Annotated in this window: 26 protein-coding genes; 8 read left to right on the top strand and 18 right to left on the bottom strand. The window is 67.2% G+C overall.

The window, feature by feature from the left end; translation table 11 throughout:
- Positions 1-23: 23 nt before the first annotated feature.
- Complete coding sequence (locus EJJ38_RS18040; RefSeq protein WP_127091752.1) at positions 24-1,412, bottom strand: MATE family efflux transporter; 1,389 nt, start codon at positions 1,410-1,412, stop codon at positions 24-26.
- A gap of 1 nt (position 1,413) precedes the next feature.
- Positions 1,414-1,917 carry a winged helix-turn-helix transcriptional regulator gene (locus tag EJJ38_RS18035; RefSeq protein ID WP_127091750.1) on the bottom strand — a complete coding sequence of 168 codons (504 nt, stop codon included), beginning with the start codon at positions 1,915-1,917 and terminating at the stop codon, positions 1,414-1,416.
- Between the two features lie 92 nt (positions 1,918-2,009).
- On the opposite strand from EJJ38_RS18035, the gene EJJ38_RS18030 reads away from it, so the two are divergent.
- Positions 2,010-2,480: a MaoC family dehydratase gene (locus tag EJJ38_RS18030; RefSeq protein ID WP_127091748.1), complete on the top strand. Its 471-nt coding sequence runs from the start codon at positions 2,010-2,012 to the stop codon at positions 2,478-2,480.
- Between the two features lie 94 nt (positions 2,481-2,574).
- On the opposite strand, the gene EJJ38_RS18025 is transcribed toward EJJ38_RS18030, so the two are convergent.
- The 6 genes from EJJ38_RS18025 to EJJ38_RS18000 all read right to left on the bottom strand — a co-directional run bounded on the left by EJJ38_RS18025 (position 2,575) and on the right by EJJ38_RS18000 (position 7,348).
- The gene (locus tag EJJ38_RS18025; protein WP_127091746.1) at positions 2,575-3,360 is read right to left on the bottom strand and encodes a succinate dehydrogenase iron-sulfur subunit; all 786 of its coding nucleotides are present in this window, start codon (positions 3,358-3,360) and stop codon (positions 2,575-2,577) included.
- Between the two features lie 39 nt (positions 3,361-3,399).
- Positions 3,400-3,621 carry a hypothetical protein gene (locus tag EJJ38_RS18020; RefSeq protein ID WP_127091744.1) on the bottom strand — a complete coding sequence of 74 codons (222 nt, stop codon included), beginning with the start codon at positions 3,619-3,621 and terminating at the stop codon, positions 3,400-3,402.
- A gap of 48 nt (positions 3,622-3,669) precedes the next feature.
- On the bottom strand, positions 3,670-5,508 hold the full coding sequence (sdhA, locus tag EJJ38_RS18015) for a succinate dehydrogenase flavoprotein subunit (RefSeq protein ID WP_127091742.1): 1,839 nt from the start codon (positions 5,506-5,508) through the stop codon (positions 3,670-3,672).
- A 2-nt stretch (positions 5,509-5,510) separates the two neighbouring features.
- Positions 5,511-5,885 (bottom strand): succinate dehydrogenase, hydrophobic membrane anchor protein, encoded by a 375-nt coding sequence (gene sdhD, locus EJJ38_RS18010; protein WP_127091845.1) that lies wholly within the window; start codon positions 5,883-5,885, stop codon positions 5,511-5,513.
- A gap of 43 nt (positions 5,886-5,928) precedes the next feature.
- The gene (gene sdhC / locus EJJ38_RS18005; protein WP_127091740.1) at positions 5,929-6,330 is read right to left on the bottom strand and encodes a succinate dehydrogenase, cytochrome b556 subunit; all 402 of its coding nucleotides are present in this window, start codon (positions 6,328-6,330) and stop codon (positions 5,929-5,931) included.
- A gap of 328 nt (positions 6,331-6,658) precedes the next feature.
- A complete protein-coding gene (locus EJJ38_RS18000; RefSeq protein WP_245454311.1) occupies positions 6,659-7,348 on the bottom strand; it encodes an OmpW/AlkL family protein in 690 nt (229 codons plus the stop codon).
- 256 nt (positions 7,349-7,604) lie between these two features.
- Here EJJ38_RS18000 and EJJ38_RS17995 point away from each other — a divergent pair, with 256 nt between their 5' ends.
- Positions 7,605-8,759: a CE1 family esterase gene (locus EJJ38_RS17995; protein WP_127091738.1), complete on the top strand. Its 1,155-nt coding sequence runs from the start codon at positions 7,605-7,607 to the stop codon at positions 8,757-8,759.
- Here EJJ38_RS17995 and EJJ38_RS17990 read toward each other — a convergent pair.
- Positions 8,735-9,784, bottom strand: coding sequence for a MaoC family dehydratase (locus EJJ38_RS17990; RefSeq protein ID WP_127091736.1), 1,050 nt, complete (start codon positions 9,782-9,784; stop codon positions 8,735-8,737). The genes EJJ38_RS17995 and EJJ38_RS17990 overlap by 25 nt on opposite strands.
- A 118-nt stretch (positions 9,785-9,902) precedes the next feature.
- Between EJJ38_RS17990 and EJJ38_RS17985 the strand changes: the two genes are divergently transcribed.
- Positions 9,903-10,832 carry a cation diffusion facilitator family transporter gene (locus tag EJJ38_RS17985; protein ID WP_127091734.1) on the top strand — a complete coding sequence of 310 codons (930 nt, stop codon included), beginning with the start codon at positions 9,903-9,905 and terminating at the stop codon, positions 10,830-10,832.
- A 31-nt stretch (positions 10,833-10,863) separates the two neighbouring features.
- Here EJJ38_RS17985 and EJJ38_RS17980 read toward each other — a convergent pair whose 3' ends face one another.
- From EJJ38_RS17980 to EJJ38_RS17970, 3 genes are read right to left on the bottom strand one after another with little or no spacing between them, the layout of a single operon-like run.
- Entirely contained in the window at positions 10,864-11,067 is a 204-nt protein-coding gene (locus EJJ38_RS17980; RefSeq protein ID WP_127091732.1) for a DUF1737 domain-containing protein, read from the bottom strand.
- A complete protein-coding gene (locus EJJ38_RS17975) occupies positions 11,064-11,756 on the bottom strand; it encodes a DJ-1/PfpI family protein (protein WP_127091730.1) in 693 nt (230 codons plus the stop codon). Before EJJ38_RS17975 ends, EJJ38_RS17980 begins: the two co-directional genes overlap by 4 nt.
- 4 nt (positions 11,757-11,760) lie before the next feature.
- Positions 11,761-12,636 carry an HpcH/HpaI aldolase/citrate lyase family protein gene (locus tag EJJ38_RS17970; RefSeq protein ID WP_127091728.1) on the bottom strand — a complete coding sequence of 292 codons (876 nt, stop codon included), beginning with the start codon at positions 12,634-12,636 and terminating at the stop codon, positions 11,761-11,763.
- A gap of 279 nt (positions 12,637-12,915) precedes the next feature.
- Between EJJ38_RS17970 and EJJ38_RS17965 the strand changes: the two genes are divergently transcribed.
- Positions 12,916-14,427 (top strand): acetyl-CoA hydrolase/transferase family protein, encoded by a 1,512-nt coding sequence (locus EJJ38_RS17965; protein ID WP_127091726.1) that lies wholly within the window; start codon positions 12,916-12,918, stop codon positions 14,425-14,427.
- A gap of 94 nt (positions 14,428-14,521) precedes the next feature.
- On the opposite strand, the gene EJJ38_RS17960 is transcribed toward EJJ38_RS17965, so the two are convergent.
- On the bottom strand, positions 14,522-15,556 hold the full coding sequence (locus EJJ38_RS17960; protein ID WP_127091724.1) for an aspartate-semialdehyde dehydrogenase: 1,035 nt from the start codon (positions 15,554-15,556) through the stop codon (positions 14,522-14,524).
- A gap of 339 nt (positions 15,557-15,895) precedes the next feature.
- On the opposite strand from EJJ38_RS17960, the gene EJJ38_RS17955 reads away from it, so the two are divergent.
- The 3 genes from EJJ38_RS17955 (at position 15,896) to cysW (ending at position 18,003) form a co-directional block, all read left to right on the top strand.
- Positions 15,896-16,189: a hypothetical protein gene (locus EJJ38_RS17955; protein ID WP_127091722.1), complete on the top strand. Its 294-nt coding sequence runs from the start codon at positions 15,896-15,898 to the stop codon at positions 16,187-16,189.
- A gap of 101 nt (positions 16,190-16,290) precedes the next feature.
- On the top strand, positions 16,291-17,112 hold the full coding sequence (gene cysT, locus EJJ38_RS17950; RefSeq protein WP_127091720.1) for a sulfate ABC transporter permease subunit CysT: 822 nt from the start codon (positions 16,291-16,293) through the stop codon (positions 17,110-17,112).
- 3 nt (positions 17,113-17,115) lie between these two features.
- Complete coding sequence (cysW, locus tag EJJ38_RS17945; RefSeq protein ID WP_127091719.1) at positions 17,116-18,003, top strand: sulfate ABC transporter permease subunit CysW; 888 nt, start codon at positions 17,116-17,118, stop codon at positions 18,001-18,003.
- 32 nt (positions 18,004-18,035) lie between these two features.
- On the opposite strand, the gene EJJ38_RS17940 is transcribed toward cysW, so the two are convergent.
- The 5 genes from EJJ38_RS17940 to rpsA all read right to left on the bottom strand — a co-directional run bounded on the left by EJJ38_RS17940 (position 18,036) and on the right by rpsA (position 23,391).
- Entirely contained in the window at positions 18,036-18,350 is a 315-nt protein-coding gene (locus tag EJJ38_RS17940; protein ID WP_127091717.1) for a lipopolysaccharide assembly protein LapA domain-containing protein, read from the bottom strand.
- Positions 18,351-18,358: 8 nt separating this feature from the next.
- On the bottom strand, positions 18,359-18,643 hold the full coding sequence (gene ihfB / locus EJJ38_RS17935; protein WP_127091715.1) for an integration host factor subunit beta: 285 nt from the start codon (positions 18,641-18,643) through the stop codon (positions 18,359-18,361).
- A 178-nt stretch (positions 18,644-18,821) separates the two neighbouring features.
- Positions 18,822-19,781: a signal peptide peptidase SppA gene (gene sppA / locus EJJ38_RS17930; protein WP_127091713.1), complete on the bottom strand. Its 960-nt coding sequence runs from the start codon at positions 19,779-19,781 to the stop codon at positions 18,822-18,824.
- A gap of 102 nt (positions 19,782-19,883) precedes the next feature.
- Positions 19,884-21,443: a serine hydrolase gene (locus EJJ38_RS17925; protein ID WP_164738560.1), complete on the bottom strand. Its 1,560-nt coding sequence runs from the start codon at positions 21,441-21,443 to the stop codon at positions 19,884-19,886.
- Positions 21,444-21,687: 244 nt separating this feature from the next.
- Complete coding sequence (gene rpsA, locus EJJ38_RS17920; protein WP_127091709.1) at positions 21,688-23,391, bottom strand: 30S ribosomal protein S1; 1,704 nt, start codon at positions 23,389-23,391, stop codon at positions 21,688-21,690.
- A 440-nt stretch (positions 23,392-23,831) separates the two neighbouring features.
- Between rpsA and EJJ38_RS17915 the strand changes: the two genes are divergently transcribed.
- The gene (locus EJJ38_RS17915; protein WP_127091707.1) at positions 23,832-25,088 is read left to right on the top strand and encodes an aminopeptidase; all 1,257 of its coding nucleotides are present in this window, start codon (positions 23,832-23,834) and stop codon (positions 25,086-25,088) included.
- The last annotated feature ends 80 nt before the right edge of the window (positions 25,089-25,168 follow it).

Genomic DNA, 25,168 nt, shown 5'->3' with positions numbered 1-25,168 from the left:
CCCAAAGCCGGGCCGTTTGCGTTTCAGGCCGGACTCTTGAACCAGGCGCCGGATTTCACGGCGGCGGTGAGGGTGATGCCGTAGACCACCAGCCCGAGCGCCAAGGCGACGAAGAGGGCGGTGAGAGAGCCGGTGAGGCGCAGCGCGATCCAGCCGCCGCCCACCGCGATGATCACCCGCAATGTCCCGGCCACCAGCGGCCAGAGCAGCCGCCCCGCGCCCTGGGACGCGAAATAGAGGCAGAGGCCGAGGCCGAAGAAGCCATAAGCAGGGCCGACCACGCGCAGATAGGCGCTGCCGGTCTCGATCATGGCCGGATCGGTGCTGAACAGGGATAGCCAGGCGGCGGGCCAGATGGCGGCGAGGATGCCGATGGTCTCGGTGAGGGCGAAGGCGATGCCGCCGCCGATGAGGGCGATGCGCAGCGCCCGCTCATACTGGCCCGCGCCCATATTCGTACCCACCAGGGCCACCAGGGGGCCACCAAGGCCGAACACTAGCGGCACCAGCAGATATTCGAGCCGCGCGCCCGTGCCGAAGCCGGCCACCGCATCGACGCTCGCCGCACCCGCCACCAGGGCGGTGGCGAGGGCGATGGTGACGTTGGTCTGGATGGAGCTGATGGTGGCCACCGCGCCGATGCGCAGGATTTCCCGGAACAGCGGCCAGCGCAGCTTCACCCATTTGAAGCGCGCCACGTTGCGGCCCGAGAGGATGTACCAGCCCATCACCACCACGCCGACCACGTTGTAGAGAATGAGCGCCAGCCCGCCGCCCGCCACGCCCATGGCCGGGATGGGGCCGTAGCCGAAGATGAGCAGCGGGGAGAGCGGGATCAGCAGAACCACGCCGCCGCAGGTGACGAGGGCGGGAAACAGCATGTTGCCCGTGCCCCGGATGATGCTGGCCAGCCCCGCCATGAGCCAGACGGTGACCATGCCGGCGAACACGACGTTGGAATAGACCAGCGCGGCTTCCAGCTCCCCGCCATGCCCGCCCAGCGCGCGATAGATGGGACGCCCGAAGGCCAGCATGAGCGCGGTGATGACCAGGGCGATGGCGATGTTGATCACCACCGCATGGAGCACCAGCGCGTCCGCCCCGTCCCGGTCGCCGCGCCCGAGCGCGCGGGCGATGGCGGAGGAGATGCCCCCGCCCATGGCGCCGTTGGAGACCATCTGCATGAGCATGACCGGCGGGAAGACCAGCGCCATGCCCGCCAGCGCGTCCGTGCCCAGATGCGCGATCCACCAGGTCTCGATCAGCCCTGTGGAGGCCTGCGCCACCATGATGAGGATGTTGGGCCACGCCATGATGAGGAGCAGGGGCACGATGGGCGCCTCCAGCAGGCGCCGGGTGCGCTCCGGAATGGCGGGCGCCGGAGCCGACGGAGGAGGGGTGACCATGTTCATGTCAGGCCGTCCTCTCCCGGGCCGCCGCCAGCGCGGCATATCGGGCATGGGTGCTCGGCCCCGCCGCCGGGCCCGGCATGGTGCGGAAGATGGGGTCCGTGATGGGACGGCCGGTGGCGCGGTCCACCAGGATCGGCTCGGCCACTTCGCCGGTCTCCATGTTGCGGACGACCACGCTCTCGCCCTCGGGCGCGAAATGCTTGTTGCCCCAGGCGAGCAGCGCCACCACCACCGGCCGGAAGTCCCGCCCGCGCTCGGTGAGCACATATTCGTGGCGCAGCGGGCGCGTGCTGTAGGCCCGCTTCTCCAGCAGGCCGTCCTCCACCAGGGCGGCGAGGCGGCGGGTGAGCATGTTGGGCGCGATGCCCAGGCTGCGCTGGAAATCGTCGAACCGCGTGAAGCCGTTCAGCGCGTCGCGCAGGATGAGGATGCTCCACCATTCCCCCACGCGCTCCAGCGAGCGGGCGATGGGGCAGGCCATGGTGCCGAAACTGGTGCGCTTCATGGGAGAGCCTATGGAAACGTTTGGCAGACCCTCTGTAGGCTTGTTACTATCATGATGCAAGTAACTGGGCATCACGGGATCGGGAGGCGGCCATGGCAGAGGCGGAATCGGCACAGGCGAAGGGCGGGTTGCTCTATCTGAACGACCTGGAAATCGGGCGGCGTTTCGTCAGCGGGCCGGTGACGCTGGATGCGGACGCCATCAAGGCGTTCGCGGGGGCCTATGATCCCCAGCCCTTTCACATGGACGAGGAGGCGGCGAAGGACAGCCTGTTCGGCGGGCTCGCGGCCAGCGGGTGGCACACCATGGCGCTTACCATGCGCATGATCGTCGAGAGCGTGCCCATTGCCGGAGGCGTCATCGGCGGGGGCGGAGACATCGCATGGCCTCGGCCGACACGGCCGGGCGATACGCTGCATGCGGAGAGCGAGGTGGTGTCGGTGACGCCGTCGCGCTCGCGGCCGGACCGGGGGATGGTGCTGCTGAAGACGCAGACCCTGAACCAGAAGGGCGAGGTGGTTCAGGTGCTCCAGGCGAAGTTAGTGGTGCCGCGGCGAGGGTGAGATATCGCGAGCACGACCTGGCCAGGAAACGAGCGGGCCAAATGAAAACGGCCGGGACAAGCCCGGCCGTTTCACCTGCGAAAGTCCGCAGAATTCAGATCTGGCGCTCGACCATCATCTTCTTGATCTCGGCGATGGCCTTCGCCGGGTTCAGGCCCTTCGGGCAGGCCTGGGCGCAATTCATGATGGTGTGGCAGCGATAGAGGCGGAAGGGGTCTTCCAGATTGTCCAGACGATCGCCGGTACGCTCGTCGCGGCTGTCCTTCAGCCAGCGATTGGCCTGGAGCAAAGCGGCGGGGCCGAGATAGCGGTCGCCGTTCCACCAATAGCTGGGGCAGGACGTGGAGCAGCAGGCGCACAGGATGCACTCATAGAGGCCGTCCAGCTGCTCGCGGTCTTCCTTCGACTGGCGCCATTCCTTCTCGGGGGCGGCGGTGTCGGTCTGCAGCCAGGGCTCGATGGAGGCGTGCTGCGCATAGAAGCGGGTGAGGTCGGGAACGAGATCCTTCACCACCGGCATGTGCGGCAGCGGATAGACGTTCACCACGCCCTTCACCAGCACTTCGTCCATGCCCTTGGTGCAGGCCAGCGTGTTGGTGCCGCCGATATTCATGGCGCAGGAGCCGCACACGCCTTCGCGGCAGGAGCGGCGGAAGGTCAGCGTCGGGTCGATCTTGTTCTTGATGTAGATGAGCCCGTCCAGCACCATCGGACCGCAATCCTCGCGGTTCACGTAATAGGTGTCGATGGAGGGGTTCTTTCCGTCGTCCGGGTTCCAGCGATAGATGCGGAACTCGGTGAGCTTGGACGCGCCCTGAGGCTTCGGCCAGGACTTGCCGCCGGTGATCTGGGAATTCTTCGGAAGGGCCAGTTCAACCATGTTCCGTCCTCATCGCCGGCGGAGCCGGCCTGTTGAATCTCAATCCTCACCCACATCGAAGCGCCGCTCATAGGCGATGCGGCGCTCTTCGATGCGCGCGTCGCGATGATCGCGCCGCGTCTTCTCCAGGGTCGCGAGATCGATCCGCTCTTCGAGCGCCTCGATCTTCTCGGCGAGAGCTTCCAGCTTGTCGTCCAGCTGGGCGAGCCGATCGAGGATCAGCGCGCCCACCTTCTTCTTGCCAGGAGCCTTCTTTCCCACCGCGAAACCCTTTCCGGTCCTCAGCTTCCGCGCCTCAGCAAACGCGCATCAGTACACGCGCTTCTTGGGCTCGATATACTGGATGTCGTTGGAGAGCGTGTAGGTGTGCACCGGCCGATCATCGAGCTGCACCTTGCCGGTGACGGTGTCGAGATAGGCCAGGGTGTGCTTCATCCAGGTGTGGTCGTCGCGGTCGGGGAAATCCTCACGCGCATGGGCGCCACGGCTTTCCTTGCGGTTCGCGGCGCTCTCCATGGTCACGACCGCCTGGGAGATCAGGTTGTCGTATTCCATCGTCTCAATGAGATCCGAATTCCAGACCAGCGAACGGTCGGAGACGCGGATGTCGGGGGTGCCGGAGAACACGTCATGGATGAGCGTGCGGCCCTCTTCCAGCACCTCGCCGGTGCGGAACACCGCGCAATTGTTCTGCATCACGCGCTGCATGCGCGCCCGCAGTTCGGCGGTGGGGGTGGAGCCGGAGGCGTTGCGGAAGCGATCGAGGCGCGAGAGGGCGCGCTCGGCGCTGTTCTCGGGCAGGGGACGATGCTTCTCGCCGGGATGCACCACCTCGGCGGCCCGCAGCGCGGCCGCGCGGCCGAACACCACGAGGTCGATGAGCGAGTTGGAGCCCAGGCGATTGGCGCCGTGCACGGACACGCAGGCCGCCTCGCCGATGGCCATCAGGCCGGGCACCACCTTGTCGGGGTCGCCGGCGGCCTTGTTGACCACTTCGCCGTGATAGTTCGTGGGGATGCCGCCCATATTGTAGTGCACGGTCGGGATGACCGGGATGGGCTCGCGGGTCACGTCCACGCCCGCGAAGATCTTGGCGCTCTCGGAGATGCCGGGCAGGCGCTCGTGCAGGATCGCCGGATCCAGGTGGTCGAGATGCAGGAAGATGTGGTCCTTGGCCTTGCCCACGCCCCGGCCTTCGCGGATCTCCATGGTCATGGAGCGCGAGACCACGTCTCGGGAGGCAAGATCCTTGGCGGAGGGGGCATAGCGCTCCATGAAGCGCTCACCCTCCGAATTGGTGAGATATCCGCCCTCGCCGCGCGAACCCTCGGTGATGAGGCAGCCCGAACCGTAGATGCCGGTGGGGTGGAACTGCACGAACTCCATGTCCTGGAGCGGCAGGCCCGCGCGCAGCACCATGGCATTGCCGTCGCCCGTGCAGGTGTGCGCGGAGGTGGCCGAGAAATAGGCGCGCCCGTAGCCGCCCGTCGCCAGGATGGTGAGGTGCGAGCGGAAGCGGTGGATGGTGCCGTCGTCCATCTTCAGGGCGACGACGCCGCAGCAGCGACCGTCCTCGTCCATGATGAGGTCGATGGCGAAGAATTCGATGAAGAACTCGGCCTTGTGCTTCAGCGCCGCGCCGTAGAGCGTGTGGAGCATGGCGTGGCCCGTGCGGTCCGCCGCCGCGCAGGTGCGCTGGGCGGTGCCCTGGCCGAAATGGGTGGTCATGCCGCCGAACGGGCGCTGGTAGATCTTGCCGTCCTCGGTGCGGGAGAAGGGCACGCCCCAATGCTCCAGCTCATAGACGGCGGCAGGCGCGTTGCGCACCAGATATTCGATGGCGTCCTGGTCGCCCAGCCAGTCCGACCCCTTCACGGTGTCGTACATGTGCCATTCCCACTTGTCCTGGCCCATATTGCCGAGGGACGCGGCGACGCCGCCCTGGGCGGCCACCGTGTGGGAGCGGGTGGGGAACACCTTGGTGATGCAGGCGGTGCGCAGCCCCGCCTCGGAGCAGCCCACCACGGCGCGCAGGCCCGCGCCGCCGGCGCCGACCACCAGCACGTCATAGGTGTGATCGATAATGGGATAGGCCGCGCCGTTGACGCCAGGAGCGGCTGAGCCGTTGGTTTCGGTGGATGCGGCCATTGTCAGCCTCCCAGGCTGATCTTGAGCACGGCGAACGCCCCGGCGAGGCCGACGGCAACCGTGAAGAAGGTGTTGGCGATGATGCAGAGCACCTTCTTCCCCTCATCGTGGACATAGTCCTCGATGATCACCTGCATGCCGATGCGCATGTGGGTGGTGACCGACAGAAGGGTGAGAAGGATAATCACCGCCACGATGGGATGGCCAAGGGTCGCCTTGGCGGCCTCGTAGCTGGATCCCGCCAGCGAGATGACGATGACGATGAAGCAGACGGAGAGCAGCAGCGTGGCCGCCGCCGTCACGCGCTGCATGAAGAAGTGCTCGGTGCCGGAACGGGCCGAGCCGAGGCCGCGCACCCGCCCGAGGGGCGTGCGCATGGGGGCGTGATGGGTCTTGGGATTGCTCACGATACGTCCCTCCTCAGCCCTTCAGCGCCAGGCCGATGATCCACACGACCACCGTCAGGACGATGGAGCCGGCGAGCGTCGCCTTGGCCATCAGCTCGCGCTCCTTGGCGCCGAAGCCGTGGATGAAGTCCCAGATGAAATGGCGGATGCCGCCGAGCGCATGATGGATCAGCGCCCAGGTGTAGCCGAGCAGCACCAGTCGGCCGATCCAGGAACCGGCGATGCTGGAAAACAGGTCATAGGCTCCCGGCGACGTAGCGGCGGCCAGAAGCCACCATACGAGGATCACCGTGCCGAAATACAACGCGCCGCCGGTGATGCGGTGCACAATGGACATGACCATCGTGAACAGCGGGCGGTAGATCGACAGGTGGGGAGAGAGCGGGCGCTCGATACGCGACGGACTGTCGGCCATGGGGCTCCTCCGAAAATCGCCCGATCAGGTATCGCAATCGTTGCCAGTTCGCAACGATTCCAAAGCAGGTATTCGGGCAGGGTGCACCAAAATGCCGCAATGCGGTACCGGAATTGGCGCGATGCAGACGGCGTGAATGCGGCCGGATGCTACGCCCGATGCCGCGATACCGCCAGCCGGGGTAGGGCAGGAAATGCAAAAAGGCGCGGGAAACCCGCGCCTTCGCGTGATTGCTTGGTCCAAAGGGGCGCCGGCAGTCCCGTGCCGGCTACCCATGAGCGTGGCGCATGGGTGGCCGGAAAGCTCTGCGCAGAATTCCGCCGAGAGATCAGAAGCGGTAGGTGACGCCGCCGCCGACGATCCAGGGGTTCAGGTCGGCGGTGCCGGTGAGCACGGCATTGCCCACGCCCACGGTGAAGTCGGGCTCCAGGAAGAGCTTCTTGATATCGACGTTCACGCCCCAGTGCTTGTCGATCATGTAGTCGAAGCCGGCCTGGACCGCCCAGCCGAAGGTGTTCTTCACGTCCAGCGACTGCGTGTCATAGGTCTTGGTGTTGAAGAACACCGTGTAGTTCACGCCCACGCCCACATACGGCTTGAAGGCGCCGAAGTCGGTGAAGTGATACTGCAGGGTGAGGGTCGGGGGCAGCAGCCACACCTTGCCCACATTCAGGCCGCCCAGCGTGCCCGCGCCGTAGATGTTGTGCGGCGTCACGCCCAGGATCAGCTCGGCGGCGATGTTCTTCGTGAAGAAGTAGCTGATGTCCAGTTCCGGCACCACCGAGTCGGAATAGGAGAGGCTGGAGCCCGCCACGCCGTTCACGTGGCCGCCGCCGGCCGGCAGCACGCCGAGCGCGCGAACGCGAATCATCCACGGGCTCGGCTCGCTCACCACCGGCGCCGCGGGCGCCTTGTAGACGGGCGACAGGTCCGCCGCCATGGCGCCGAACGCGCTGCCCAGCATCGCCATGCCCACGGTCGCCCCGGCAATGGTGCGCCCCCAAATGCCCTTAATCATGCCCCACATCCCATCGTGCAGATTTGAAACTTTGTAAGGCTTGTGCCGTGTGCTGCCCGGCGGATTTGATCTGGATCAAATTCGCCATGGCGGCGCGGGGATGGGGAAGCCTTGTGCTTTTCAGGTGACATCCGGGTTTTCCCGGCCTTGCGGACACTGGATTTCCGGCGGATGCGGCGCTCCACAACCGGTGGGGCGGTGGGTGTGGATCGCCATCCGGCTTGCATCGCCCGCCGAACGGCGATTCATTCGCACCATGCGCGTCGTTTTCCCGTCCCTGTCCCTGGTCCGCCTTGCCCTGAGCCGTCTCGTCCGGCCTCTGCGTGTCGTCCTTCTCGCGGGCCTGCTCGCCGGGGGCGGCCAGGCATCGGCGCTGGCACAGACGGCGCCCCGCCCCGCCGCTCCGGCGGCCGCGCCCGCCATGGAGCCGGCGCGCAGCAGCATGGAGCGCATCCAGGTGGGGAGCGAGACGCGCTCCTACCTGCTCAGCCGCCCCGCCGGGCCCGTTCCCGCGCAGCCGCGCCCCACCATCATCGCCCTGCATGCGGCGGGGCAGACTTCGGAGGGGCTGCGGGATTATCTGGGCCTGGAGCCTGCCGCCCAGCGGGAGGGCTATGTGACGGTCTATCCCCAGGGCATCGGCCATGTGTGGAATGACGGTCGCCCCGCCGCCATGCGGCTGAAGGCGGTGCTGACGCCGGGCGACGACGTGCCCTTCCTGGTGGCGCTGGCCCAGAGGCTGGTGGAGCAGGGCATCGCCGATCCCGCCCGGCTCTATCTCATGGGCATTTCCAATGGCGGCTTCATGGTGGAGCGCATGGCCTGCGAGTTTGCCGGCCTGTTCGCCGCCTATTCGGTGGCCATGGCCACCGCGCCCGCCAATTATCGCGAGGAATGCCACCCCGAGCGGCCCGTGCCCATCATGTTCGTGCACGGCACCGCCGACGGGGTCATCGCCTGGAACGGCTTCTGGACGCCGCTGGGCGCCACCCTCTCCGCGCCCGACAGCGCGGCTCTCTATGCCAAGCTGGACCAGTGCAGCGAGGCGAGCGACCAGGACCTGCCGGATATCGTGGGCATGGACGCCACCACCGTCTCCGTGCGCCGCTACACGCAGTGCGCGGATGGCGTGGAGGTGGTGCTCTACAAGATCAACCGGGGCGGCCACCAGTCGCCCGCCCGGGTGGAGACCAAGCCGGGCCTCGCGACGCCTTTCCTCGGCCTGCGCAACCGGGACATCGACATGGGCGAGGAATCCCTCGCCTTCTTCGCGCGCTTCCGGCTCGGCCCGCCCCCCGCCGAAATGGGCGCGGTGCCCCTGCCGGTGCCCTCGCCCCTGAAGGGGAGCGGGCAGCGGCGCGCCGAGGGCGCGCCGAAATCGCCCGCTCAGCGGGGAATGAGCACCCAGTAATCCAGGTCGAGGATCACGCTCGGGTCGTAATCCTCCTCGCCCTTCAGGGGATAGGCGCTGCAGGGCTGGTCCTTGGTGGCGATGGTGCGCACCCGCAGGGCCCCCACATCGGAGCGCCCCGGCAGCTCGGCCGCGTCCAGGATCTCGCTCCAGGCGAAGACGGTGAGGCCGGCGAACAGCGGGGCCACATGCCGTCCGCCATTGATGGCCGCCACATGGAAGGCGTTGCCCAGCCCGTTGAAGGAGAGCGCGCGGGCGATGGAGATGACGTGGCCGCCATAGATGAGGCGGCGGCCGAACCGGCCTTGGCCTTCGGTATATTGGTTGAAATGCACCTTGGCCGTGTTCTGGTAGAGGCGCGTGGCGATCATGTGCTCGGCCTCCTCCACGGTCATGCCGTCCACATGGTCGATGCGCTCGCCCACCTCATAGTCGCCGAAGCGGAACGGCGAGCCGGAGAGGTCGTCGCGCCATTCCTCGATGTCCAGCGGCGGCACCGCGTCGCCCAGGGCGTCGGGGGCGAGCGCGGCCGGCAAGGTGGGCACCACCGGCTCGGGCGCGGGGGACTTGGCGTCGCGCTTGCGCACCATCACCCAGCGCACATAGTCCAGCACCTCGATGCCGTCCTGGTTGAAGCCGGTGGAGCGCACATAGACGACGCCGCTCTTGCCGTTGGAATTCTCCCGCAGGCCGATCACCTCCGACACCGCCTGGAGCGTGTCGCCGGGATAGACCGGGGCCAGGAAGCGGCCGCCCGCATAGCCCAGGTTCGCCACCGCGTTCAGGGAGATGTCGGGCACGGTCTTGCCGAACACGGTGTGGAACACCAGCAGGTCGTCCACCGGCGCGCGGGGATAGCCCAGTGCCTGGGAGAAGCTGTCGGCGGACTGCACGGCGAAGCGCGTGCCATAGAGGGCGCTGTAGAGGCTCACATCGCCCACCGTCACGGTGCGTGGCGTGGCGTGGCGAATCACCTGGCCGACGGAAAAGTCCTCGAAGAAATTGCCTGCATTCGTCTTGCTCATCAGCCTCTCCTACCGCGCAGCTCGCGTCATGTTGCAGGGCACACCGTGCATGTGCAACTCGCGCGCTTGACGCTCGTGCCGGACTGCTTCTTTCTTGCCGGCAAAGCGGGGAGGCGGCGTGTCGGGTTCGTCCAGTCAGAAACTGTCGTTTCAGGCCATGTGCTTCGTGGCGGCGCTGTTTCCGTTCTATGTGCTGGCGGCGGCGCTCGCCAATTCGGCGGCGGTCCTCACGGACATGCTGGCCACCTGCTTCGACCTGACCTCGCTGACCGCCTGCTATCTGGTTCTGCGCATCGCGGAGCGCTCCAAGGCCCATCGTTTCGCCTATGGGCTCGGCAAGCTGGAAAATCTCGCGGAACTGCTGATCGCCGTGCTCCAGGTGATCCTGGTCATCGTCGCCACCGCGCGGGCGGTGGTGGGCCTGCTGCATCCCGAGCATGTGAGCGGCGCTGCGCTCGGCCTTCTGGTGACGGCGGTGGCGGCGGCCGGCAACATCTACCTGCACATCAAGGCCCGGCGTCTCGCGCGCAGCGCGCGCTCCCCCGTCCTGATGGCACAGGCGCGCGTGCATCTGGTGTCCGCCTGCTCGTCCGGCTCGGTGTTCTGCGTGACGCTCATCACGTCCAACCTGCATTCGGTGAACTGGATCGCCTATCTCGACCCGCTCGCGTCTTTCGTGGTGATCGGCTTCATGGTGTTCAACATCTACGAGATGCTCACCAATTCGCTGGGCTCCCTGCTGGATCGCGCCATCGACGAGGCGGGGCAATTGCGCATCCTGAAGGCGCTCACCCGCTGCTTCGACGATTTCGAGGAGCTGGGCGACATCCGCACCCGCAGCCATGGCGGGCGCATGATGGTGGAACTGCATCTGGGCTTCGACCCCGCCTGGAGCGTGGCGCGGGCCCGCGATGCCGTGGCGGACCTCACCAGTAAGGTGAAGGAGGAGTTCGCGGTGGTGGGCGACGAGGTGGATGTGGCGGTGGTGCTGATGGCACCCACCCCCCGCACCTTCGCCGCCACCCTGGCGGAGACCCACGCAGCCTGAATCACGGCTCCGGCCGCGCGGGCGGACGGCCTCAATAGTCGGACAGGGTCACGTCCTCGGACCATTCGCCCGCCACGTCCTTGACGATGGCCTGGCCGCAGATGACGCGGCCCTTCACCGGGTCGAAGGTGAGGGTCGGCGCGCCGTAGAGCTGCCAGCCCTTGTTGAGCGCCGCGCTCACGCGCTTGCAGAAGGCGTTGTCGTCGGGGCCGGTGAGGTAGCGATAGAGCTTCATGTCAGGTCCGGTTGGTTGAGGAGGCGCGCGCCCACGGCACGCGCGACGGCCACGCGGCGGCGCTGGAAGTCTTCCGTGCGCAGCCGCACCTCCTCCACGAGGCGGGGATCCTCGTCGGCGAAGGGCGGGAAGGGCGGGCGCGGGTCATATTCCATGGACAGGGCGATGCGCCGCGCCTCGTTCTCGCCCGCCAGTTCGCGCGCCAGGGTGAGGGCGAAGTCGATGCCCGAGGTGACGCCCGCGCAGGTCATGCGGTTGCCGTCCACCACCACGCGATCGCCCACGGGAATGGCGCCCAGCAGCGACAATTGCTCCAGGGAGAGCCAATGGGTGGTGGCGCGATAGCCCATGAGCAGGCCCGCCGCTCCCAGGAGGAGCGCGCCCGTGCAGACCGAGGTGACGTAGCGCGCGTTTTCCGCCATGCGGCGCAGGAAGGCGAGGGTCTCCTCGTCCTCCATGAGCGCGAGCTGGCCCGGCCCGCCGGGCACCACCAGCACGTCGCAGTCCTTGACCTTGGAGAATTTCACGTCCGGCACCAAGGCGAGCCCGGCCGTATCCCGGATCGGCTTCGTCTTCTTCCAGGCGAGCTGGACCTGTGCCCCCGGCAGCCGTGCGAGCACCTCGAACGGCCCCGTCAGGTCGAGCTGGTCCAGCTCCGGATAGACCACCATGACGATGCGGGTGGCCATGGCATCAGGCCTTGGCGGCGATGGCGTCCGCGAGCGCCACGGTGCGCTGCGCCATGTCCGCGTGCATGCGTTCCACCATGCGGCCATCCAGCTGGATCACGCCCTTGCTCTGGTTCTCCGGCAGGGCGAAGGCGGCGATGATGCTGCGCGCCTTGGCCACTTCCGCCTCGGGCGGGCTGAAGGCTGTGTTGCAAGGCTCGATCTGGCTGGGATGGATCAGCGTCTTGCCGTCCATGCCCATTTCCACGCCCTGGGCGCACTCGGCCTTGAAGCCGTCCATGTCCTGGAACTGGTTCCACACGCCGTCCAGCACGTCGATGCCATAAGCGTGCCCGCCCGCCAGCACCTGCATGAGCCAGCCAACCATGGGCGCGCGTCCCGGCACCAGGGCCGCGCGGGTCTCCTTGGCGAGATCGTTGGTGCCCAGCACGAACACGTCGAGACGGGTCAGCGGGCTGCGGGACGCGGCGATGGCGTGGATGTCGAGGATGGCGATGGGCGTCTCGATCATGGCCCAGACGCGGGTGGTGTCGGGCACGCCCAGCGCCTCCAGGCGGCGCCCCACGGTCAGCAATTGCTCGGGGTCCTGCACCTTGGGCACGAGGATGGCGTCCGGGGCGGCCGAAGCGGCGGCTTCCAGGTCGTCCATGGCCCAGGGTGTGTCCAGGCCGTTGATGCGGATGATGGTCTCGCGCGGACCGAAGCCGCCCGCCTTCACCGTCTCCGCCGCCCGTCCGCGCGCTTCCACCTTGGCGTCGGGAGCGACCGCGTCCTCAAGGTCGATGATCACGGCATCGACGGCCAGGGTCCGCGCCTTCTCCAGCGCGCGGGCATTGGAGCCGGGCATGTAGAGGACGCTGCGGCGTGGGCGGATGGTCATGACGGAAGGCTCTCCCCTGGCGCGGTTTCAACCAAGGCTAGAGCGCGATACGGTCCGAAGGAACCGGAATCTGCCGTGTCCGCCCGTCGCGCGCGGACATCGTGAACAGCCGGACTGGAGGGGCGGCCATGGGGGACTATGTGGCGGGGCTGGACGGTTTCGGCATTCCGGTGGCCATCCATGCGTGAGGCGCGCATCCGTCCTTCGACTTAGGCGGAATGACGGATTGGCCCTGGGGGCGGTGCGTGCTCCTGTCACGCGCCGAAAATGGACACAGCCATGCCCTACGATCGTATCCGCCTCGCATCGCTCCACGAAAAGGTCGTCAGCGCCGAGGAGGCCGCCTCCCATATCCGCGACGGCATGCTGGTGGGCATGAGCGGCTTCACCCGCGCGGGCGAGGCGAAGGCCGTGCCCATGGCGCTGGCGGAGCGGGCGCGGCGCGAGCCCTTCAAGATCACCCTCGTCACCGGCGCCTCGCTGGGCAACGACCTCGACAAGCAATTGACCGAGGCCCATGTGCTCGCCCGCCGGATCCCGTTCCAGTCCGACCCCGCGCTGCGCAAGGCCATCAATGCCGGCGAGGTGATGTTCGTCGATCAGCATCTGTCCGAGACGGTGGAGCATCTGCGCACCAGGCAGCTCGGCCCCATCGACGTGGCGGTGGTGGAGGCGGTGGCCATCACCGCGCAGGGCGCCATCATCCCCACCACGTCGGTGGGCAATTCGGCCACCTTCGCCATCCTGGCGGAGAAGGTGATCGTGGAGATCAATCTGTCCCAGCCGGCGGAGCTGGAGGGGCTGCACGACATCTACATCCCCACGCGCCGGCCGTTCCGTGAGCCCATTCCCGTGGTGTCGCCCGAGAGCCGGGTGGGCCTGCCCTTCATCGCCATCCCGCCGGAGAAGATCGCGGCCATCGTGATCACCCGGAAGCTGGATTCCGCCTCCACCGTCCTGCCGCCCGATCCCGAGACCGCCGCCATCGCGGGGCATCTCATGGACTTCCTCCAGCAGGAGGTGCGCATCGGGCGCCTGACCACGCGGCTCCAGCCGCTCCAGGCGGGCATCGGCACCATCGCCAACGCGGTCATGCACGGCTTCATCGACAGCCCGTTCCACGACCTCACCATGTATTCCGAGGTGCTGCAGGATTCCACGTTCGACCTGTTCGACGCGGGCAAGCTGAACTTCGCCTCCGGCTCCTCCATCACCCTGTCGAAGGAGAAGCATGACGCGGTGATGCCGGAGATCGTGCGCTACAAGCCGCGCCTCATCCTGCGGCCGCAGGAGATTTCCAACCATCCCGAGATCATCCGCCGCCTCGGCATCATCGCCATCAACACGGCGCTGGAATTCGACCTTTACGGCAACGTCAATTCCACCCATGTGGGCGGCACCCACATGATGAACGGCATTGGCGGCTCGGGGGATTTCGCACGCAACGCCTATCTGTCGGTGTTCGTCACCAAGTCCATCGCCAAGGGCGGGGCGCTCTCCAGCGTGGTGCCCATGGTGCCCCATGTGGACCATAACGAGCATGACGTGGACATATTGGTGACCGAGGTGGGCCTCGCCGACCTGCGGGAACTGGCGCCGCGCGAGCGGGCCCAGCGCATCATCGACAATTGCGTCCACCCTTCCTATCGCGATGAACTGGCCGATTATTACGAGCGCGCTTTGAAGCGCGGCGGCCATACGCCCCATGTGATGGAGGAGGCTTTCTCCTGGCACCTGCGGGCGAAGGAGACGGGCTCCATGCTGCCCGAGGTCTTGAGGAAAAGCGCCTGACGCCACCGGCCCCCGCCTTTGGCCGGCGCAAGGGACAGCTGAAACGAAAACGGCGCCCCGAGGGGCGCCGTTTCCATTTGGCTCTGAGCCCGCCTCAGGCGGCCTTGCGGCGCGAGGTGATGAGCTTGCGGTTCACCAGCACTTCCGCGATCTGCACCGCGTTCAGCGCCGCGCCCTTGCGCAGATTGTCCGACACGCACCAGAAGGCGATGCCGTTGTCCACGGTCGGGTCGTCGCGCAGGCGCGAAATATAGGTCGCGTCCTCGCCCGCCGCCTCGTGGGGCGTGGCGTAGCCGCCCGGCTCGCGCGTATCCACCACCAGGATGCCCGGGGCCGCCCGCAGGATCTTGCGGGCTTCCTCGGCCGACAGGGGCTTCTCGAACTCCACGTTCACGCTCTCGGAATGGGAGACGAAGACCGGCACGCGCACGCAGGTGGCGGTGAGCTTGATCTTCGGGTCGAGGATCTTCTTGGTCTCGACCACCATCTTCCACTCTTCCTTCGTGAACCCGTCCTCCATGAACACGTCGATCTGGGGGATCAGGTTGAAGGCGATGCGCTTGGGGAAGATCTTCGGCTCCACCGGATCGGAGACGAACACCGCGCGGGTCTGGCTGAACAGCTCGTCCATGGCGTCCTTGCCGGCGCCGGAAACGGACTGGTAGGTGGAGACCACCACCCGCGTGATGGTCGCCGCGTCATGCAGCGGCTTCAGCGCCACCACGAGCTGCGCCGTGGAGCAGTTCGGGTTGGCGATGATGTTCTTCTTCTTGAAGCCGACGATGGCGTCGGCATTCACTTCCGGAACGATCAGCGGAACATCGGGATCCGTGCGCCACTGCGAGGAATTGTCGATGACAACGCAGCCCTGCGCGCCGATCTTCGGCGAATATTCCTTGGACACGGAGCCGCCCGCAGACATGAGGCAGATGTCGGTGTCGGAAAAGTCGTAGGTGGCGAGGTCCTTCACCTTCAGGGTTTTGTCGCCGTAGGAGACCTCGACGCCCATGGAGCGGCGCGAGGCGAGCGCGACAACCTCGTCGGCGGGGAAGCCCCGCTCGTCGAGGATCGACAGGATCTCCCGGCCCACGTTCCCCGTGGCGCCGGCAACGGCGATCTTGTAACCCATGACAGACCTTCACTAGCAGCCGGCAAGGTGCCGGAAGACCGAGCTTTTATGCCTTTGCGGCCTAGGGCGCAACGTCAAGGCGCGCTGGCCTGCCCGCGCAGTGTGGCGCGCCCGACACGCTGCGCCACCTCCCGCCAGGCCAAGGACCGGCGCCGCGCGGGAGCATTTTCGGGAAACCCTTGATTTGCCATGGGTCGCGATGATCGCTGCGGCATGCCCTTGCGTCGGGAACCGCCCTCGACCTGCAGCCGTTCCTTGCCTAGACTGCGTTTGTGACGTAACCGGAATCGGTTCGGTTCAATGGGGCGTCGCAACAGGACGCTTCCCTGGGAGGATTCCATGCGTTTCGCGCCGCTTCTCACCCTCGCCGCCGCCTTGAGCCTCGCGGCCGTCGGCGTGGCCGAAGCCCAGACCGGCTCCTCGTCCAGCACCCAGCCCAAGAAGCGCATCGTCATCGACATCACCAAGCGTTCGCCGCTGGATGCTGGTACGGTCGTGAAGCCGGGTTCCAAGTCCTATTTGGACTATGCCCTGCCCTCCAGCTACTTCTTCCCCACTTATGGTGCGGGCGAGAATGGCTTCGTGCCCGGCCGCTATCCGCTGCCAGACCGCTTCTACCTGCCGGGCTACTGAGCCCGACCGGGCGGTCCCGGCGCTCGACAAAAGCCCGGGACGCCGTCATATACGCCGCTCGACCCCGGCCCCGCGCCGCGTGATCCGAGAGGGCCAGCCCCATGTTCAGCGTCATACCGGGCTTCCGCCTGTCGCTCGGCATCACGCTGACCTATCTCGGCCTCATCGTGCTCCTGCCCATCGCCGCCCTGATCCTGCAGGCGGCCGACGTGGGCTTCGCGCGATACATCACCATCATCACCTCGCCGCGCACGCTGGCCTCGTTCCAGATCACCATCGGCGCGGCCGCCGTGGCGACGGTGTTCAACGCGCTCTACGGACTCATGCTGGCCTGGGTGCTGGTGCGCTACGAGTTTCCCGGCCGGCGCTTCCTGGACACGCTGGTGGACGTGCCCTTCGCCCTGCCCACCGCCGTGGCGGGCCTCGCCCTCACCGCCTTGTTCGCGAAGAACGGCTGGTTCGGCGCCCCGCTGGAGGCCTGGGGCATCCAGGTGGCCTATGCGCCTGCGGGCATCGTGTGCGCCATGGCCTTCACCTCCATCCCGTTCGTGGTGCGCACCGTCCAGCCGGTGCTCGAAGACCTGAGCGCGGACCTGGAGGAGGCGGCCACCACGCTTGGTGCCTCGGAGTTGCGGGTGTTCTGCACGGTCATCATGCCCGCCATCTTCCCCGCCTTCCTGGCGGGCGCCTCGCTGGCCTTCGCCCGGTCGCTGGGCGAGTTCGGGGCGGTGGTGTTCATCGCGGGCAACCAGCCCTTCCGCACGGAGATCGTGGCGTTGCTCACCTTCATCCGGCTGGAGGAATATGATTACGCCGCCGCTGCGGCCATCGCGGCCACCATGCTGGGCTTCGCCTTTCTCATGCTGCTGACCGTGAACCTCATCCAGGCGTGGCACCAGCGCCGCGCGATCCGGGAGGACTGAGCCATGGCCGAGCCCGGACGCAGGCGGGTAGGGGACGGCGCTGCTACGCGGCGGGTGTTGCTCGGCACGGTGCTGCTGATCACCGCCTTCGCGGTGCTGGCGCCGCTGGCGGTCATCTTCTCCCAGGCCCTGTCACGGGGCCTCGCGGTCTATGGCCAGAGCCTTTTGCGGCCGGACACGCTCCATGCGGTGTGGCTCACCTTGTTCACCGCGCTCATCTGCGTGCCCGTGAATGTGGGGTTCGGCATCGCAGCCGCCTGGACGGTGACCAAGTTCACCTTTCCCGGACGCGGCCTGCTGCTGGCGCTGATCGAGCTGCCCTTCTCCATCTCGCCCATCGTGGCGGGCGTGGCCTATCTGTTCGTCTATGGGGCGCAGGGGCTGCTGGGGCCGGTCCTGCAGGCCTATGACATCAAGATCATGTTCGCCGTCCCCGGCATCGTGCTGGCGAGCCTGTTCGTCACCTCGCCCTTCGTCGCGCGGGAAATCATCCCGCTCATGATGGCGCAAGGCCGGGAGGAGGAGGAGGCGGCGGTGACGCTCGGTGCCTCCGGGTGGCGCATCCTGCGCACGGTCACGCTGCCCAATGTGCGCTTCGCGCTGCTCTACGGGGCCGCGCTGTGCAACGCCCGCGTCATGGGCGAGTTCGGCGCGGTGTCGGTGGTGTCGGGCAATATCCGGGGGCAGACCTCCACCTTGCCGCTGCAGATCGAGCTGCTCTACCAGGACGCCCAGGCGACGGCGGCCTTCGCGGCCGCCACCATCCTGGCGGCGGTGGCGCTGCTGACGCTGGTGGCGAAGCTCATCATTGAGCGGTTCGATACCGAGCGGGAGCGGTTGACTGCATCCGAAGCCGCGCCCGGAAGCACGTCCCTCCGGCCCGGCCACTGATCGCAGGGGCGCCTGTGAAGGCCGCGACGGCCTCAGCCGCGACGGACGGGAGCGGGAAGGCCGGGTGCGCGCACGGAGGCTTCCGGTGCAGGCACGATCTTGCGGACGCGCCGCGCCTCGCGGCGGAAGCGCCCCTGCCCCAGCCAGGAGACCGAGCCGCCCGCCACCACGCCGAGGATCAGCGCGACGAAGATGATGACGAACAGCGGCACATGCACGGTGAGGGCGGATGTGTCCGGGCTGAACGGGTCGAGGGAGAGGGGGACCGCGCGGCGGTTCGCCACCGCCAGCGCCACCACGATGACGCACAGGGGCAGGCCGATTACGACAGACAGGACACGTTTCACGTCGCCACTCACGCTTGGCCGTTGAGACGCTCGCGCATCTCCTTGCCGGTCTTGAAATAGGGGACCGCCTTCTCGCTCACGTCCACCTGCTTGCCGGTGCGCGGGTTGCGCCCGGTGCGGGCCTCGCGCTTCTTCACGGAAAAGGCGCCGAAGCCGCGCAGTTCCACCCGGTCGCCGCGCGCCAGGGCGGACACGACCTGCTCCAGGATGGCGTTGACGATATTCTCCACGTCCCGCTGGTAGAGGTGCGGGTTGGCGTCGGCGATCTTCTGGACCAGTTCAGACTTGATCATAGCGTGCCCTGTTCCGTTTTCCGGCCCCTGCCCCAAGAGCCTCTGCCCCAAGAGCCTCTGCCCCAAGAGCCTCTGAGAAGGTCCTTGCCCCGGCGTCCACCCTGGCTCTGCGCGGCCGGACCGGAGCGTCCGGAGGGCGGCGGAAAAGCTTGTGCTGGCGGGATTTTCATCGTGTGAATCAAGGGTGCCAGAGGGCCAGCAGGCCGTCAAGCTGGGTGCGCTCCAGCGCATCGCCCGCAAGCCGGGCGACGAGCGGGGCGAGGGAGGCGAGGCCCACGGCGCCGAATGCACTTTCCACGCTGCCGCGCAGCCATCCGAACTCGTTGGCGACACCCGGCGCGGGCCAGGTGCGGGTGCGCAGGCGCTCCGGCACACCCTTCTCGCGGGCGAGCCACGCGCGGGCGGTGCGCTCGTCGCCCACCTCGTCCACCAATTGCAGTTCCAGCGCCTGGTGGCCGGTGAAGACGCGCCCGTCCGTGGCCGAGGCCAACTTGTCCGAAGACATGCGCCGCCGATCCGCCACCAGCCCCTTGAACCAGTCGTAGCTGTCCACCACCAGGCTATCGATGGCGGCCCGCGCCGCCGGGGACGTGGGCTGGTAGGGGTTGGGCGAGGCCTTGAGCGGGCTGGACTTGATGTCCTCCACCGTCACGCCCACGGTCTTCAGCAGTTCCGTGACGTTGGGATATTGGAAGATCACGCCCACCGAGCCCACGATGGCGTTGCGGCGCGCGATGATATGGTCCGCGCCCATGGCGGCGATATAGGCCCCGGAGGCGCCGACGCCTTCCACCACGGCCACCACCGGCTTCTTCTCGGCGAGGCGGCGCAGGGCATCGTAAAGCTGCTCGGAGCCGGTGACCGTGCCGCCGGGGCTGTCGATGGAAAGGAGCACGGCGGCAGCGTTGGAGCGGCCCACCCTCTCGATCATCTCCACCCGCTCACGGTCATTGCGGATGAGACCGCCGATGACGATACGGGCCACATGGGGCGAGCTTTCATTGAACGGACGGCCCAGCGCGGCATAGGCGCCGCCGCCGATGGCCAGAACCAGAGCGAGCACCCCGACCACACGCCAGAAGGTGAGCTTGCTGCGCAGGCGGCGGCGATCCACGATCTGGTCCACGTCCAACGACATTCCGGCTCTCCGTTGCCCCGCGCCGGCCACTAAAGACGGGGGCTCCCCTCATTGCAAGCGGCGGGATGAAGCATTCGCACCCCGCCGTCTCGCCGGCTCCCGTTACCGGCGCTGGAAGCTGTAGGTCTGACCCTCGGTATAAAGCCAGTCGAGCCGCGTCAGCTTCCCGTTGGAATCGGGCGCGAAGGCGAGGAAGCCCATGGGCTCGTGACCGGCCATCTCCATGACCGACCGGAACCGGCCATCGGGCAGCAACCGCGCGATGAACACGGCGCCGTCGAACGGCTCCAGGGCGATCCGCGCGCTGGTGTCCGCGAGGGTCAGGACCGCGCGCCCGCCTTCGACCGCGAGGGTGGCCGGGCCCAGCACGGCGCTCTCATAGGGGCCGGCGAGCCGCGCAAGGTCGGGCGTCGCGGTGGGCTGTTCGGGGCGCACGAAGGCGGCCGCGTTCTGCTCCGCGTCCGCCTTTGCCTTGTCGAGGGCGGTGGAGAGGTGGTCGGTCGGGGGATTTTCCAGGATGAGGTCATAGGCCGTCATGGCCAGGGCATCGGGAAAGCCCTGGTTCTGGAGATTGGCCAGCACCACGATGCCGACCCCGTAATCCGGCAGGAAGCCCACATGGGCGCTGAAGCCGCTGGTGCCGCCATTGTGCCAGATCACACGTCCGCGCGGGGTCTGGCTGATGACCCAGCCTTCGCCATAGGAAATGGTTTCGGTCATGCCCACCTTGGCCATCCGCGTGGTCAGCAGATTGGCCCGGGAGACCAGCGTCTTGCCCTCGAATTCGCCGTCCGCGATCTGCAGGCGCAGCCAGCGGGCCATGTCCTCCACATTGGAATTGAGGTTGCCCGCCGGGCCCAGCGCATAGGGGAAGAAGGAATCGAAGGGGATCTGCACGGACCCCTTGGGGGTCCAGCGATGGCCTTCCGCATGGTTGGGCGCGGCGCGGATGGCCTCGGCGGTCGCCGTGGTCTCCTTCATGCCGAGCGGCGTGAGAATCTGTTTCTCCACCAGCGCATTCCAGCTGGGCTCGCGGCTCAGATGGGCGAGCATGCGGCCCGCCGCCAGATGGGTGATGTTGGTGTAGGTGAAGGTGGTGCGGAAGCTCGCCACCGGATCGGCATAGCGCAGCGAGTGGATCAGCCGGTCCTCGGGATAGCCGAGGATGGTCATCACGTCATTCACATAGGGCGGCAGGCCCGAGCGTTGGGCGGTGAGGTCGAACACCCGGAACTCGCGGGTGGTGACGGGATCCGCCAGTTGGAAGGACGGGTCGAGGATCACCACCCGGTCGTCCCAGTTCAGCACATCCTTGTCCACGGCCATGGCAAGGGTGGTGGACAGGAACGCCTTGGTGGTGGAGCCGATCTGGAACATCGTGCGCGGGTCCACCGGCGCGCCGCCCTTGGTGCGGGTGCCGAAGCCCTTGGCATAGATGAGCTTGTCCTGGTGGACGATGCCAATGGCAACGCCGGGCACATCGAACATCTTCATGCCGCGGGCCATCTCGGCCTCGATCTTCGGCAGGATCCTCTGATCGTTCGTCTGTATGTCCGGCTGGTCCACCACGGGGGGGATGGTGGTGGGAACTTGCGCGCTCGCGCCCCACAGGGGAGCCGCCAACGGCAGCAGGAAAAGACCGAGGGCGATGGCGCGGCGCATGCGGGGCGCTCCGGAAATGAAGCGTTTCCGAGCGGCGCGTGCGGTGGCGCGCGGGACGGAAACGCGGTCAGGCAATACGCCGGACGGCTTCATGGCTTTCGGAGCGGCCTGAAGCCCGCCCGGCGGCGGGCCCCGCAGCATGGGTGAGGGCCCGTGACAGCGCAATGAAGCGCGAAATGAAAAAGGCCGGCGCGAGGCCGGCCTTTCCCGTTCGGTGCAACCTTGGGGCACAAGGCCCCTCGGATCACTCTTCTTCGTCGCCGTCCTTGGCACGCTGCTTGAGCGCCGCGCCCAGGATGTCGCCCAGAGAAGCGCCGGAATCCTGCGACCCGTACTGGGCCACGGCTTCCTTCTCCTCGGCGATCTCCATCGCCTTGACGGACACCTGCACCTTGCGCGCCTTGCGGTCGAACAGGGTGACGCGGGCGTCCAGCTTCTCGCCGACGGAGAAGCGCTCGGGGCGCTGGTCGTTGCGGTCGCGAGCGAGCTCGGAACGCTTGATGAAGGTGGAGAGGTCGGTACCGGTGAGCTTCACCTCGATGCCGCCGTCCTTCACGTCCGTCACTTCGCAAGTGACGATCGCGCCCTTCTTCACTTCGCCGGCGTCGGCGAAGGGGTCACCCGCGAGCTGCTTGATGCCCAGCGAGATGCGCTCCTTCTCGACGTCCACGTCGAGCACCACGGCCTTGATGACGTCGCCCTTGCGGAACTCGTCGATCACCTGCTCGCCGGGGCGGTTCCAGTCCAGGTCGGAGAGATGGACCATGCCGTCCACATCGCCGTCGAGGCCGAGGAACAGGCCGAACTCGGTCTTGTTCTTGACCTCGCCTTCCACCACCGCGCCGGGGGCATACTTCTCGGCGAAGGCCTCCCAGGGGTTCTGGAGGGTCTGCTTGAGACCGAGCGAGATGCGGCGCTTGGCGGGATCCACCTCGAGGACCTGCACTTCCACTTCCTGGGAGGTGGAGACGATCTTGCCGGGGTGGACGTTCTTCTTGGTCCACGACATCTCGGAGACGTGGATGAGGCCTTCGATGCCGGGCTCCAGCTCCACGAAGGCGCCGTAGTCGGTGATGTTGGTGACGCGACCCTTGAAGCGGGCCTCCACCGGATACTTGGCCTCGATGCCTTCCCAGGGATCGCCCAGGAGCTGCTTCATGCCGAGCGAGATGCGGTGCGTCTCGTGATTGATCTTGATGATCTTCACCTTCACCGTCTGGCCGATATTCAGCACTTCGGTGGGGTGGTTCACGCGGCGCCACGCAATGTCGGTGACATGCAGCAGGCCGTCGATGCCGCCCAGGTCAACGAACGCACCGTAATCGGTGATGTTCTTGACCACGCCCTCGATGGCCTGACCCTCTTCGAGGTTCTGGACCAGCTCGTGGCGCTGCTCGGCGCGGGTCTCTTCCAGGACGGTGCGGCGCGACACGACGATATTGCCGCGGCGACGATCCATCTTGAGGATCTGGAAGGGCTGCTGATTGTGCATCAGCGGGCCGACGTCGCGGATGGGACGAATGTCCACCTGCGAGCGGGGGAGGAAGGCCACGGCGCCGTCGAGATCGACGGTGAAGCCGCCCTTCACCTGGTTGAAGATCACGCCGGTGACCTTCTCGCCGGCATTGAACGCCTTCTCGAGCTTGACCCAGCTCTCCTCGCGGCGCGCCTTGTCGCGCGAGAGGACGGCTTCGCCCATGGCGTTCTCGACGCGCTCGAGATAGACCTCGACCTCGTCGCCGACAGTGATGGTGCTTTCGCGGCCGGGGCCGGCGAACTCGCGCAGGGCCACGCGGCCCTCGGTCTTCAGACCGATGTCGATGATCGCCAGATCCTTCTCGATGGCGACCACAATGCCGCGCACCACGGCGCCTTCATTGACATCAGCGCGGCCGAAGCTCTCGTCGAGCAGGGCCGCAAAATCTTCACGGGTCGTTTCGGGGGACATCTAGTCTCCAAGGTGTCGGCGCCGGCGTCTTGGGTTGCAAGACGCCTCACTCCGCACGGAAGCCCGGATGACACCCGGGCCGCCATCGGCAAAGCCGATGGGCCGGCGCAAGGCCGCGCGGAATGAAGCTGGGATTGTGGTGTCGGATCCGGCGCCGACGAAAGCCAAGGCGGGCTGCCTCCTGAAGATCGAGGAGCACGTATCCCGCGCTCCCGGCCCGCCCGGATGACTTCCGCCTTGTGGGGCGCTGTCTCGGACAGGGCTGACTTAGTGGAGAAATGACGCAATTGCAAGGGCGCGCACCGTTTCGCGCATCCCGTCATGCCCGCGTCCGCCGGGAAAAGAGGATGCTGCGCTGCGGGAAGGGCGGCGGGCGCTGGCGGATCGGCGGGATCGGCCTATGTTCACAGGAGGATCAACTTGTTCCCGAGCACCCCGCCATGACCGTCCACCAGCCCCGCCCGCCCGTGCCCGTCGATCCCGTGAAGCTGGACCGGCTCGCCGAAGTCGCCGTGAAGGTGGGCCTTGCGCTGCGTCCCGGCCAGGACGTGTTCCTCACCGCGCCGGTCTCGGCCCTGCCGCTGGTGCGGCGCATCGCGGTGCAGGCCTACAAGGCGGGCGCGGGGCTGCTGACCCCCATCCTCTCCGACGAGCAGGTGACGCTGGCCCGCTTCCAGAATGCCGAGGAGGCCAGCTTCGAGCGGGCGCCGTCCTGGCTCTATGACGGGGTGGCCAAGGCCTTTTCGGCCAATACGGCGCGCCTCGCCATCGTGGGTGACAATCCCATGCTGCTGTCGGGCGAGGACCCGGCCAAGGTGGCCCGCGCCAACAAGGCCAATTCCATCGCCTACCAGCCGGCGCTGGAGAAGATCGCCGCCTTCGACATCAACTGGACCATCGTCGCCTATCCCAGCCCGGCCTGGGCGAAGCTGGTCTTCCCGGACGATGCGGAGGACGTTGCGGTGGCGAAGCTCGCGGAGGCCATCTTCGCCGCCTCGCGGGTGAATGCGGTGGACCCGGTGGCGGCCTGGGATGCCCATAATGCCGCGCTGCGGGCGCGCACCGCATGGCTCAACGACCACCGTTTCCACGCGCTCCACTTCACCGGCCCGGGCACGGACCTGACGGTGGGACTCGCGGACGGCCATGAATGGCAGGGCGGCGCATCGGAGGCGAAGAACGGCATCGTCTGCAACGCCAACATTCCCACCGAGGAAGTCTTCACCACCCCCCATGCCTTGCGTGTGGAGGGGCGTGTGTCCTCCACCAAGCCGCTCTCCTACCAGGGCACGCTCATCGACGAGATCAGCGTGCGCTTCGAGGGCGGGCGCATCGTGGAGGCGCAGGCGGCCAAGGGCGAGGCGGTGCTGAACAAGGTGCTGGACACGGACGAGGGATCGCGGCGCCTGGGCGAGGTGGCGCTCGTGCCCCATTCCTCGCCCATCTCGGCCAGCGGGCTGCTCTTCTACAACACGCTGTTCGACGAGAATGCCGCCTGCCACATCGCGCTGGGCCAGTGCTATTCCAAATGCTTCGTGGACGGGGCGAACCTCACCCCCGACCAGATCGCGGCCCAGGGCGGCAATAAGAGCCTGATCCACATCGACTGGATGATCGGCTCCGGCGAAGTGGACATTGATGGCGTCCATGCCGACGGCCGCCGGGTGCCGGTGTTCCGCAGGGGCGAGTGGGCGTGAGGCTTATGTAAGGGCGGTGCATGTGGTGCGCGGCCTGAACTGGACGTGCGGGTAGGGGCGCGGCGTCACCCGAGACGGCT

The organism is Aquabacter cavernae (assembly GCF_003993795.1).
In the GTDB taxonomy this organism is placed as follows: Bacteria; Pseudomonadota; Alphaproteobacteria; order Rhizobiales; family Xanthobacteraceae; genus Aquabacter; species Aquabacter cavernae.
Note: the sequence above shows the minus strand (reverse complement) of the source record. Positions and strands in the feature narration are given on the sequence as shown.